General features: G+C 61.7%; 9 protein-coding genes. All 9 read right to left on the bottom strand.

The window, feature by feature from the left end:
• Positions 1 to 41: 41 nt before the first annotated feature.
• The 9 genes from ACIO0C_RS17600 to accB all read right to left on the bottom strand — a co-directional run bounded on the left by ACIO0C_RS17600 (position 42) and on the right by accB (position 11,813).
• Positions 42 to 2,819 carry a response regulator gene (locus ACIO0C_RS17600; RefSeq protein ID WP_401314094.1) on the bottom strand — a complete coding sequence of 926 codons (2,778 nt, stop codon included), beginning with the start codon at positions 2,817 to 2,819 and terminating at the stop codon, positions 42 to 44.
• A gap of 98 nt (positions 2,820 to 2,917) precedes the next feature.
• A complete protein-coding gene (purD, locus tag ACIO0C_RS17595; protein ID WP_401314092.1) occupies positions 2,918 to 4,210 on the bottom strand; it encodes a phosphoribosylamine--glycine ligase in 1,293 nt (430 codons plus the stop codon).
• A 152-nt stretch (positions 4,211 to 4,362) separates the two neighbouring features.
• On the bottom strand, positions 4,363 to 5,970 hold the full coding sequence (gene purH / locus ACIO0C_RS17590; protein ID WP_401314090.1) for a bifunctional phosphoribosylaminoimidazolecarboxamide formyltransferase/IMP cyclohydrolase: 1,608 nt from the start codon (positions 5,968 to 5,970) through the stop codon (positions 4,363 to 4,365).
• A gap of 81 nt (positions 5,971 to 6,051) precedes the next feature.
• Positions 6,052 to 6,372 carry a DNA-binding transcriptional regulator Fis gene (gene fis, locus ACIO0C_RS17585; RefSeq protein ID WP_015093301.1) on the bottom strand — a complete coding sequence of 107 codons (321 nt, stop codon included), beginning with the start codon at positions 6,370 to 6,372 and terminating at the stop codon, positions 6,052 to 6,054.
• Positions 6,369 to 7,379, bottom strand: coding sequence for a tRNA dihydrouridine synthase DusB (dusB, locus tag ACIO0C_RS17580; protein ID WP_401314088.1), 1,011 nt, complete (start codon positions 7,377 to 7,379; stop codon positions 6,369 to 6,371). Before dusB ends, fis begins: the two co-directional genes overlap by 4 nt.
• 185 nt (positions 7,380 to 7,564) lie before the next feature.
• On the bottom strand, positions 7,565 to 8,797 hold the full coding sequence (locus ACIO0C_RS17575; RefSeq protein ID WP_401314086.1) for a DUF3426 domain-containing protein: 1,233 nt from the start codon (positions 8,795 to 8,797) through the stop codon (positions 7,565 to 7,567).
• A 30-nt stretch (positions 8,798 to 8,827) separates the two neighbouring features.
• Positions 8,828 to 9,706 (bottom strand): 50S ribosomal protein L11 methyltransferase, encoded by an 879-nt coding sequence (gene prmA / locus ACIO0C_RS17570; RefSeq protein WP_008058831.1) that lies wholly within the window; start codon positions 9,704 to 9,706, stop codon positions 8,828 to 8,830.
• Positions 9,707 to 9,972: 266 nt separating this feature from the next.
• Positions 9,973 to 11,331 carry an acetyl-CoA carboxylase biotin carboxylase subunit gene (gene accC, locus ACIO0C_RS17565; protein WP_401314083.1) on the bottom strand — a complete coding sequence of 453 codons (1,359 nt, stop codon included), beginning with the start codon at positions 11,329 to 11,331 and terminating at the stop codon, positions 9,973 to 9,975.
• Between the two features lie 17 nt (positions 11,332 to 11,348).
• The gene (accB, locus tag ACIO0C_RS17560; protein ID WP_401314081.1) at positions 11,349 to 11,813 is read right to left on the bottom strand and encodes an acetyl-CoA carboxylase biotin carboxyl carrier protein; all 465 of its coding nucleotides are present in this window, start codon (positions 11,811 to 11,813) and stop codon (positions 11,349 to 11,351) included.

The raw sequence follows: 11,813 nt of genomic DNA, 5'->3' as shown, positions 1-11,813 counted from the left end.
AGTCGAGGGGGAGTCTAACAGGCGCCGGGGGCTCTGTCGGCTCAGGACGCTGGCGTCGTTGCGCGGTTCTGCTGATCGCGCTGGGCAACCCAGTGTTCGATCAATTCGCGCAATTGCGAGAGCTCGACCGGTTTGGCCATGTGCCCATCCATGCCGGCCTGGCGTGCACGCTCCTTATGCTCGGCGAGGATGTGTGCGGTCAACGCCACCACCGGGGTGCGAGTGCGCTGATTGCCGACTTCCCAGGCACGCAGCTGTTGGGTCGCCGAAAAACCGTCGAGGATCGGCATTTCGCAGTCCATCAGCACCAGGTCGTAGCGATGCGCCTTCATGGCCACCAGGGCTTCTTCGCCATTGCTGGCAGTGTCTGGTTGCAGGTTGAGCTTGCCCAGCATGCCGCGGATGACCTTGGTCGAAATGCTGTTGTCTTCGGCCACCAGAATGCGGAAATCGCTGGGAACCTTGATTGGCAGAGGCGGACCGGGTGGCAGGTGCTGCGGCACCGCCAGCCCCTTGTTGCGCTGGGTCAGTTCGTCGGCCAGGGTGGTCTTGAGGGTATAGCCGGCCACCGGTTTGGCAAGGATGCGTTTGATTCCCGAATTGCGCGCGATGATCTTGCTCGGCGCATTGCTGATGCCGGTCAGCATGATCAGCAGGATGTCGTGGTTCAGGCTCGGGTCTTCCTTGATCTTGGCGGCCAGTTGCATGCCGGTCATGCCGGGCATGTTCTGGTCCAGCAGGACCACATCGAAGTAGTCACGCAGGTGCGCCTTGGTGCGCAACAGCGCCAAGGCCTCCTTGCCCGAGGGCACCGCGCTGACGTTCAGGCCCCAGGCGCTGCACTGCTGCACCAGCACCTTGCGGCACGTGTCGTTGTCATCCACCACCAACACCCGCGCACCCTGCAGCGGGCCATCGAGGTCGCAGGTTGGATGCTCCAGGCGGTCCGGGTCCATGGGCAAGGTCAGCCACAAGGTGCTGCCCTGGTTGTTGCCACTCTTGATGCCGAATTCGCCTTGCATCAGGCGGATCAGCTGACGGGCGATCACCAGCCCCAGATTACCGCCCAGGTGGTTGGTCGAGAGGAAATGCTTGCTGTGCAGTTCGGCGTGCATCAGCGCGTCGCGCTCTTCGGCATCCATCGGTTCGCCGCTGTCCTGCACGGCGATGCGCAAGCGAGGATGGCTGCTGCGTTCGTCGAGGGCGACGACGATCAGGATCTCGCCTTCGTCGGTTTTCTTCAGGGCGTTTTCCAGCAGGCTCAGCAAGGTTTGGCGCAGGCGCGTCGGGTCACCGCTGATGACGCGCGGAACTTGTGGCTGAATGAAGCTGATCAGTTCGACGTTCTGCTGCTCGGCCTTGGCGCGGAAGATGCTCAGGCAGTCTTCGATCAGTGCGTTGAGATCGAACTGCACATCGTCGAGTTCGATCTGTCCGGACTCGAGTTTGGAGATGTCGAGAATCTCGTTGATCAATGTCAGCAGTTCGTTGCCTGCGCTGTGGATGGTCTGCACATAGTCGCGCTGCTTGACCGACAGCGGTGTGCCCAGCAACAACTCGGTCATGCCCAGCACGCCATTCATCGGGGTGCGGATCTCATGGCTGATCTTTGCCAGGAACTCAGCCTTGGCATTGATCTCGGCGTTGCTGGCCGCCAGGTCGCGGCTGATGCTGAAACGCGCTTCGGTGATGCTGCGCTGGCGTTCGCTCAGGGCAATGCTCATCAACAGGCCACTGATGCAGATGAATGCCAGCAGGGTGGTGATCAGGTCATGGGGTTCGATCAGGGTCAGCCCCAGCAAGGCTGGCAGGATGATCAGGGTGCCAAGGTTGAACACCACCATGGCCGCCACGAATAGCCGCGCCGGGCGATAACCTTTTTGCCAGTGATAGGTGCTGACGAACAACATGCTGAGGCCTGCCAGGGCGACCAGTGCGTAGGTGATGATATTGAGCGGCAGCGTGTTGACGAACAGCAGCAGCAGACTGCAGATCATGATGAACAGGATGTCGCCCACGATCAGCTTGTTCAGCGGATGTGGCCCGAGGGGCTTGAAGAAGCGATAGGCAAATATCAGCCCGCTGGGGGCCGTCAGCAGCAAGGCGAGATAGGCGCCGGGCGTCTGCACGGCCTGCCAGTCCGGGATCCAGGGGCCCGCCAGGTTCAACAACAGCACCAGGCTGAGCATCAGCAAGGCTTCGCACACCGCCAGCCAGACACTGCTGGTCGAGCGGGTATAGGCGTAGCGGATGAGGTTGTGCAGGATCAGCATGCAAATGCAGCCCAGCAGCAGTCCGTAGATCAGCGTCTGGTTCTGGTTGGCCGCGGTGACGACCGCAGATTGCAAGGTGATATAGGGTCGCAACTGGTGTTCAGAAACCAGTCGCAGGTAGACATCCAGGGTCTTGTCGCTTTGCGGCAGCGGCAGCATGAAGTCGCTGCTGGGCAAGGGTCGGTCCGCCAGGGGTTGTTCATTGCCTGTCTGTGACTGGTCAATCAGCTTGTCGCCGTCCAGCACATACATGTTGAAGTGCAGCAGGTCGGGCGCGAACACCCGCAGCAATTGTTCATGCTTGCCCGGTGCGAGCCGGAAACGCAGCCATAGCGCACCGTCAGGCTCGGCCGCCGTGAGGTGGTCGAGTTCGATGGGGCTGAATTGATTGGTGTAGCGGGCGGAGCGGATGTCGCTCAGCTGTAGGTCACCCTGTTCGTCGAGCAATACCGCCCAGCCACTGCCTTGCGCGGCCTGGGCCGGGAGCATGCAGAGCAAGGTCAGCAACGTGACGGTTAGACTTATGGCAATCCTGAGCCAGCGCACGGCGAAATCCCTTCGTAGGTTAATGCCAGAATATAACTATGCGCGGCGCCGGAATAGCCAGGCAAGGGTCGCAAGCCCCTGCCTGTCGAAATGTTGCCTTATTCCTGTTCGCCGCGCTCGCGGGCAATGGCGCGGTAGCCAATGTCCTTGCGATAGAAACAGCCTTCCCAATCGATGCTGGCCGCCAGCTTGTAAGCCTGCTGTTGGGCTGCATCGACGCTGGCGCCCATGGCCGTGGCGCAAAGCACGCGGCCACCGGCGGTCACGACTTGACCGTCCTTGAGTGCGGTACCGGCGTGAAAGACCTTGCCGTCAAGTGCCGCCGCTGCATCCAGGCCCTTGATGGCCGCACCCTTGGCGTAGTCACCAGGATAGCCGCCTGCCGCCAGGACGATGCCGACGCTCGGACGTGGATCCCATTGCGCTTCGACCTTGTCCAGCGCCTGCGCCAAGGCTGCTTCCACCAGCAGTACCAGGCTCGACTGCAAACGCAGCATGACCGGTTGGGTCTCCGGGTCACCGAAACGGCAGTTGAATTCGATGACTTTCGGGTTGCCAGCCTTGTCGATCATCAGGCCTGCATACAGGAAGCCCGTGTAGACGTTGCCTTCCTCGGCCATGCCGCGCACGGTCGGCCAGATCACCAGGTCCATGACGCGCTTGTGTACTTCGCTGGTTACAACCGGGGCAGGGGAGTAGGCACCCATGCCGCCCGTGTTCGGTCCGGTGTCGCCGTCGCCGACGCGCTTGTGGTCCTGGCTGGTAGCCATTGGCAAGACGTTCTTGCCATCGACCATGACGATGAAGCTGGCTTCTTCGCCGTCGAGGAACTCTTCGATCACCACGCGCGAGCCAGCGTCGCCGAAGGCATTGCCTGCCAGCATGTCGCGCACGGCGTCTTCGGCGTCGCGCAGGGTCATGGCGACAATCACGCCTTTGCCAGCGGCCAGGCCATCGGCCTTGATCACGATCGGCGCGCCTTTTTCACGCAGATAAGCCAGGGCTGGCTCGATCTCGGTGAAGTTCTGGTAGTCGGCGGTCGGGATCTTGTGGCGCGCCAGGAAGTCCTTGGTGAACGCTTTCGAACCTTCAAGCTGCGCAGCGCCGGCGGTCGGACCAAAGCAGTCCAGGCCACGGGAGCGGAACAGGTCGACCACACCGGCGACCAGCGGCACTTCCGGGCCGACGATGGTCAGGGAAACGTTTTTCTCGGCGAAGTCCGCGAGTTGCTCAAGGGCCAGCACGTCGATGGCGACGTTCTCGCATTTGGCTTCGATGGCGGTGCCGGCGTTACCGGGTGCCACGAACACTTTCTGCACACGAGGATCCTGAGCCACTTTCCAGGCCAGGGCGTGTTCACGGCCACCGCTGCCAATGATCAAAACATTCATTTCAAAAACCTCGGATGACGCTAATTCTGTAGGGGACTGATCGTTCCCACGCTCTGCGTGGGAATGCCTCTACGGACGCTCTGCGTCCGAGGGACGCGGAGCGTCCCGGGCTGCGTGCCCACGCAGAGCGTGGGTACGATCAAGCAAAGAAATCAGTGACGGAAGTGGCGCATGCCGGTGAACACCATGGCGATGCCGGCTTCGTCAGCTGCAGCGATCACTTCGTTGTCACGCATTGAGCCGCCTGGCTGGATCACAGCCGTCACGCCCGCCTTGGCCGCATTGTCCAGACCGTCGCGGAACGGGAAGAAGGCGTCGGAAGCCATGACCGAACCCACTACCTGCAAGCCGGCATGCTCTGCCTTGATTGCAGCAATACGCGCAGAGTTAACGCGGCTCATCTGGCCCGCGCCGACACCGATGGTCTGACGGTTCTTGGCGTAGACGATGGCGTTGGACTTGACGTACTTGGCGACTTTCCAGGCGAAGATCAGGTCATGGATTTCCTGTTCGGTCGGGGCACGCTTGGTCACGACCTTCAGGTCATCGGCGCCGATCATGCCGATGTCGCGGCTCTGCACCAGCAGGCCACCGTTGACGCGCTTGTAGTCCCAGGCAGCGGCGCGATCCGCCGACCACTCGCCACAAGCCAGCAGGCGCACGTTGGCCTTGGCGGCGACGATGGCGCGGGCTTCTTCGCTGACGCTCGGGGCAATGATCACTTCGACGAACTGACGCTCGACGATGGCCTTGGCGGTCTCGGCGTCCAGTTCACGGTTGAAGGCAATGATGCCGCCGAATGCCGACTCGGTATCTGTGGCGTAGGCCAGGTCGTAGGCCTTGCGGATGCCGCCTTCGGCGTCCGGGCTGACGGCCACGCCGCACGGGTTGGCGTGCTTGACGATCACGCAGGCCGGCTTGACGAAGCTCTTCACGCATTCCAGCGCGGCATCGGTGTCGGCCACGTTGTTGTAGGAAAGCTCTTTGCCTTGCAGCTGGGTCGCGGTGGCGATGCCGACTTCGGCAGGCTTGGCTTCAACGTAGAACGCCGCGCTCTGGTGCGGGTTCTCGCCGTAGCGCATTTCCTGGGCCTTGATGAACTGGCTGTTGAAGGTGCGCGGGAATTCGCTGCGACCTTCAGTGCTGAGGGTGTCAGCCGCCTGGTTCACGGTGCCCATGTAGTTGGCGATCATGCCGTCGTAGGCGGCGGTATGTTCGAAGGCCTTGAGCATCAGGTCGAAACGCTGGGCGTAGGTCAGGCCACCGGCCTTGAGGTTTTCCAGGACGCTGGCGTAATCGCTGGCGTTGACCACGATGGCCACGTCCTTGTGGTTCTTGGCTGCTGAACGAACCATGGTCGGGCCGCCGATGTCGATGTTCTCGATGGCGGTCGGCAGGTCGCAGCCAGGTTTGTTGATGGTGGCTTCGAACGGATACAGGTTGACCGCTACCAGGTCGATCGGCTTGATGCCGTGCTCGTTCATGATGGCGTCGTCGATACCGCGACGACCGAGGATCCCGCCGTGGATTTTCGGGTGCAGGGTTTTCACCCGGCCGTCCATCATTTCGGCGAAGCCGGTGTAATCCGCGACTTCCACTGCGGCAACGCCGTTGTCCTGCAGCAGCTTGAACGTCCCGCCGGTGGAGAGAATCTCGACACCCAGGGCTTCAAGCTCCTTGGCGAATTCGAGGATTCCGGTCTTGTCGGAAACGCTGATCAGGGCGCGGCGGATCGGCAGGCGGGTAGTCTGGTCGGTCATCTCAATTTCCATCAAAAGCAAAGGAGTCAGCAAAAAAGGCGACCGGTCTTACGCGGGCGCCTTTCTGGTTTGATTGAATGCTTACAGCAAATCGTACTGCTTGAGTTTCTTGCGCAGCGTGCCCCGGTTCAATCCGAGCATCTCGCTGGCCTTGGTCTGGTTGCCCTTGACGTAGTTCATCACGCACTCGAGCAGGGGAGCCTCGACTTCGGAGAGCACCAGGTTGTACACGTCCGTGACGGCAGCGCCCTCAAGGTGGGCGAAATAATTGTGCAGCGCCTTCTCGACACTCCCGCGAAGGGTCTGGCCTTCTTCGCTTGGCGTATTGAGGTGCTGTTTCAAATTCACGTTGTCGCTCACGGGTGTTGTTCCACTCACTAAAGTCTCGGTCATCATCGTCATGCGGCCACCCACTCTCCGTCCCCTGTCAGGCTCTTGTAACGCCCGGCAAAGAACTCCCGAACGTTGGCGCATTGTGCTTCCGTACCATCCAAACGATTGAAGTGGGCGCGAAACTCCCTGGCGCCCGGCAAGGTTGCGAGATACCAGCCCACATGCTTTCGAGCAATGCGTACGCCCATCACGTCTCCATAGAAGGCGTGCAGTGCAACCAGATGCTCTAGCAGGATGCGTTCCACCTCGATCAGGTCCAGCGCCGGGAGCTTCTCGCCGGTACGCAGGAAATGGTCGATCTCGCGAAAAATCCATGGCCGCCCCTGGGCAGCCCGGCCCACCAACAGGCCATCGGCACCGGTCGCGTCGAGCACGTACCGGGCCTTTTCTGGCGAATCGATATCGCCGTTGGCGAAGACCGGCATCGACACCGCCTGCTTGATCGCGGCAATGGTGTCGTACTCGGCTTCACCGGTATACAGGTCGGCACGGGTGCGCCCATGCACCGCCAGCGCCGTAATGCCTGCCTGTTCGGCGATCTTCGCCACCGTCAGGCCGTTCTTGTTGTCCCGGTCCCAGCCGGTGCGGATCTTCAGGGTAACCGGTACATCGACCGCGGCCACGACGGCCTGAAGGATCTCGGTTACCAATGCTTCATCTTTCAACAGCGCGGAGCCGGCGGCCTTGTTGCAGACCTTCTTGGCCGGACAGCCCATGTTGATATCAATAATCTGCGCACCCAGCTCGACATTGGCCCGGGCTGCATCCGCCAGCATCTGTGCGTCACCACCGGCGATCTGCACCGAGCGTGGCTCGGGATCACCTGCATGGATCATGCGCATGCGTGACTTGCGGGTGTTCCACAGACTCATGTCGCTGGTGACCATTTCCGAGACTACTAGTCCCGCGCCCAATCGCTTGCACAGCTGACGAAAGGGTTGGTCGGTGACACCCGCCATCGGGGCGAGAATCAAGCCGTTGTGTAATGTGTATGGACCGATGCGTACCGCCGACATAGGACTTCCCTGGTGTGGGGCCGGATCATGAGAGTTCGAAAAAGGGTTGGCATGATACCCGCTCTCGATGACTGGATAAAGGCTGAATTGAACAAAATCTGAACAGTTATTCTGTTATTGCCAGCGGTTTGGTCCGGGCGGGCAACGTCATGAAGCCGTCGTCAATGGCCGATCAGTGAATCGTTTCACTCGGGGGAGTGGAAGCTCAGGCTGTAATTCACCGCTTTGGCGCCAGGGTCGAGGATGTCGAGGGCGATGTGAATTGGCGTTTGCGGAGGCATCTCCACCTTGCCTTCGAGGTCGCCGTTGAGGTACTCGCCGGGCTTGAAGCGGCGGCTGGCGATCAGGTGGCCGTTGAGATCGGCAAAGCGCAGCTCCAGCAGCGGGAAGGGCTGCGAGAAAGGGGCGCGGTTGTAGATGATCGCATCGACCACCAGGGCGCCGCTGAACTCGGGGTGGCTGCGCACCACCAGGTTGCTGCTCTTGATTTTCGCGATGTCGACCTTTGAGGGCACCGTGCAGCCAATTTGCGGGCACAGTTGCTGGAACCAGGGGCGGTACTGGTCCTGGCGCGCCAGCTCGTCGAAATGGTAGGCGACGTATTGGCCGACGAGTGCACCGGCTCCCAGCAGGATCAACAACAGCCAGAACAGCCGACGACCCCATGGCGAACGACGTTTTTGCCAATCCAGTTGCAGTGGATCGTCGGTCAGGTCCTGCAGCGCTTCGGCGCGAACGCCTGCTTCGCTGCGTTCGCGACGCTTACGCGGCGGCTCGATCGAAGGCAGGTCGTCGTCGATCTCTGTCGTTGCCGTCATACGCTCGTGATGTACAGGGGGGACGAGTGGGTCGTTCAGGCGCAGTTGCGCAGGCTGCGGTTCATCGTCCAGGTCCACCGGTTCCAGTGACAGCGACGGTTCGGTGCGCGTGGGTTCGCTCGGTGGCGGTGGTGTGTCGAGCGCATCGAGCGCGTCAAGTGTGTCGGCCGCTTGGGCGCGATCGGCAGCTGACTCGCTGAACAGGCTGTCGGGCCAGGGGGCTTCGTCGTGCTCGGCGCTGTCGCGGCGAGCGCTGAGTGTGTCTTCGCGGTGCCGGCCGAACTCGGTGGTCGGCTGGATTTCCCGCTGTTCAAGCCGGGCGAGTTCTTCGTCCAGGTCGAGACTGTCCAGGTCCAGCTCGGTGGCGGTCCATTGTTTTTGGCTGATGGCGCGCTGCGGCGGCGGTTCGACGGTCTCCCGAGGTGCCGGCGTCGGCACGGGTGCTTCCTTGCCGGCCTGCTCCAGCAGTTGCTTGGCGGCGTTGAACACCTGCAGGCATGAGCCACAACGAACGACCCCGCGGGCCACGCTCAATTGGGCATGGCTGACGCGGAAGCTGGTTTGGCAATGCGGGCACTGGGTGACGAAACTGTCGGTCATGCGGCGATCCGGTAGATGCAGGCGTCCATTCTAGCGCCGACGGCCAGTGATGCGCACCCAGCCATCGCGATTGGCGATCGGGTCCAGATCGAAGTCCTTGGCATAGGCTGCGGCCACTTCATCGCCTTGCTCGGCGAGGATGCCCGACAGTGCCAGGCGACCGCCCGGACGGACCAGGCCCGACAACTGCGGCGCCAGCGAAACCAGCGGGCCGGCAAGAATATTGGCCACCAGCACATCGGCCTGAACCTGCGGCAGGTCTTCGGGCAGGTACAGCGGGAACAGTTCGTCGGCGATGCCGTTGCGCCCGGCGTTGTCACGGGAAGCTTCCAGCGCCTGCACGTCGATATCGGTGCCCACGGCCTGTTTGGCGCCCAACAGCAGTGCGGCAATCGCCAGAATCCCCGAGCCGCAGCCGAAGTCCAGCACGTTGCAGTCCTTCAGGTCTTGGCCGTCGAGCCATTCCAGGCACAGCGCGGTGGTCGGGTGAGTGCCGGTGCCGAAGGCCAGGCCCGGATCCAGTAACAGGTTCACGGCGTCTGGCTCGGGCGCGGCGTGCCAGCTCGGCACGATCCACAGGCGCTGGCCGAAACGCATGGGCTGGAAGTTGTCCATCCAGCTGCGCTCCCAGTCCTGGTCTTCGATTACTTCGCTGTGATGCTCGGGCAGCGGGCTGCCGGTCAGCAACTCAAGGTGAGCCAGTACCGGGCCTGGCTCGGTGCCGCCTTCGAACAGCGCCAACAGGTGAGTGTGGGACCACAGCGGCGTGGTGTTGAGTTCGGGCTCGAAAATCGGCTGATCTTCGGCGTCCATGAAGGTCACCGACACGGCGCCCACTTCAAGGAAAGCGTCTTCGTAGGTTTCGGCTTGTTCTGGGCTGATGGCGAGACGGACTTGCAGCCAAGGCATGGCGGGCACCTTTGAAAAATATTGATTGCAGCCTAGCGGGCTGCGAGAAGCGCGCAAGTTTACGCGAGCGCGAGGCAGAAGACGACAGGTCGACACTAGCGTGCTCTTCGTAGGAGCGAGGCTTGCCCGCGAAGGGGGGGGCGCATTGTTCCGCCTGACACACCGCAGCGACTGGTTCGCGGGCAAGCCTCGCTCCTACGGGGGGGGTGTGTAATGTTCAGAAACAACAAGGCCGCCCGAAGGCGGCCTTGTTGATGGGTCGAAGCTTAGTGCTTCTCGCCAGCCAGCTTGTGCTCGAGGTAGTGAATGTTCACGCCCCCTTTGCAGAAGCCTTCGTCGCGGGTCAGGTCGCGGTGCAGCGGGATGTTGGTCTTGATCCCGTCGACAACGATCTCGTCCAGCGCGTTGCGCATGCGCGCCATGGCTTCGTCACGGGTTGCGCCGTAGGTGATCAGCTTGCCGATCAACGAGTCGTAGTTCGGCGGAACGGCATAGCCACTGTACAGGTGCGAATCGACGCGAACGCCGTTGCCGCCTGGTGCGTGGAAGTGCTTGACCGTGCCCGGGCTCGGCATGAAGGTTTTCGGGTCTTCGGCGTTGATCCGGCATTCCAGTGCGTGACCGCGGATGACCACGTCATCCTGGGTGAACGACAGCTTGTTGCCGGCGGCGATGCTGAGCATCTCCTTGACGATGTCGATGCCGGTGACCATTTCCGATACCGGGTGCTCTACCTGGACACGAGTGTTCATCTCGATGAAGTAGAAGCGGCCGTTCTCGTACAGGAACTCGAAAGTGCCGGCGCCACGGTAGCCAATGTCGATGCACGCCTTGACGCAGCGGGCGAGGACTTCTTCACGCGCGTTCTCGTCGATGCCCGGTGCCGGCGCTTCTTCGAGGACTTTCTGGTGACGGCGTTGCAGCGAGCAGTCGCGGTCGCCCAGATGCACGGCGTTGCCCTGGCCGTCGGAAAGTACCTGGACTTCCACGTGACGCGGGTTGGTCAGGAATTTTTCCAGATAGACCATCGGGTTGCCGAACGCTGCGCCCGCTTCGGAGCGGGTCAGTTTCGCCGATGCGATCAGGTCTTCTTCCTTGTGCACCACGCGCATGCCGCGACCACCGCCGCCGCCAGCGGCCTTGATGATCACCGGGTATCCGACTTCGCGACCGATGCGCAAAGCGGTTTCTTCGTCTTCCGGCAGCGGGCCGTCGGAACCTGGAACGGTCGGTACGCCAGCGGCGATCATCGCGTGCTTGGCCGAAACCTTGTCGCCCATCAGGCGGATGGTTTCAGCTTTCGGGCCGATGAAGGCGAAGCCGGAGTTCTCGACCTGTTCGGCGAAGTCGGCGTTTTCCGCGAGGAAACCGTAGCCTGGGTGAATGGCGGTGGCGCCAGTCACTTCGGCCGCGGCAATGATTGCCGGGATATGCAGGTAGGAGTGGGCGGCCGATGCCGGACCGATGCAGACGGACTCGTCTGCCAGGCCCAGGTGCATCAGTTCCTTGTCAGCCTTGGAATAAACGGCGACGGTCTTGATGCCCATCTCTTTGCAGGCGCGCAGAATCCGCAGTGCGATCTCACCGCGGTTGGCGATCAGAACTTTTTCCAACTTCGCAGTCATCAAAGGCTCTCCGCAGTTCAAACGATGGTGAACAGCGGTTGGTCGTACTCAACCGGCTGGCCGTCTTCGACGAGGATGGATTCGATCACACCGCTGGTTTCAGCTTCGATGTGGTTCATCATCTTCATGGCTTCAACGATGCACAGGGTGTCGCCTTTCTTCACGGTCTGACCGACTTCAACGAAGGACGGCGAGGTTGGCGAAGACTTGCGGTAGAACGTACCGACCATCGGCGAACGGGCAACGGCGCCGTTCAATGCTGGCGCGGCCGGAGCTGCAGGGGCGGCAGCGACAGCCGGAGCGGCGGCAGCGGCAGGCGCGGCAACCGGAGCAGGCATTGGAGCTGGCGCATAGTACTGCTGAGCCGGGGTCTTGCTATGACGGCTGATGCGTACGGACTCTTCGCCTTCCTTGATCTCGAGCTCGTCGATGCCGGACTCTTCCAGCAATTCGATCAGTTTCTTAACTTTACGGATATCCAT

The organism is Pseudomonas sp. NPDC087336 (assembly GCF_044744285.1).
Lineage (GTDB): Bacteria > Pseudomonadota > Gammaproteobacteria > Pseudomonadales > Pseudomonadaceae > Aquipseudomonas.
This window is presented reverse-complemented; position numbering and strand designations above follow the sequence as displayed.

Bases quoted from the DNA above. Each gene is read 5' to 3' on its own strand.
- prmA (WP_008058831.1), bottom strand. From the start codon at position 9,706: ATGCCTTGGCTGCAAGTCCGTCTCGCCATCAGCCCAGAACAAGCCGAA.
- fis (WP_015093301.1), bottom strand. From the start codon at position 6,372: ATGACGATGATGACCGAGACTTTAGTGAGTGGAACAACACCCGTGAGC.
- accB (WP_401314081.1), bottom strand. From the start codon at position 11,813: ATGGATATCCGTAAAGTTAAGAAACTGATCGAATTGCTGGAAGAGTCC.
- purH (WP_401314090.1), bottom strand. From the start codon at position 5,970: ATGACCGACCAGACTACCCGCCTGCCGATCCGCCGCGCCCTGATCAGC.
- dusB (WP_401314088.1), bottom strand. From the start codon at position 7,379: ATGTCGGCGGTACGCATCGGTCCATACACATTACACAACGGCTTGATT.
- accC (WP_401314083.1), bottom strand. From the start codon at position 11,331: ATGACTGCGAAGTTGGAAAAAGTTCTGATCGCCAACCGCGGTGAGATC.
- purD (WP_401314092.1), bottom strand. From the start codon at position 4,210: ATGAATGTTTTGATCATTGGCAGCGGTGGCCGTGAACACGCCCTGGCC.
- ACIO0C_RS17575 (WP_401314086.1), bottom strand. From the start codon at position 8,797: ATGACCGACAGTTTCGTCACCCAGTGCCCGCATTGCCAAACCAGCTTC.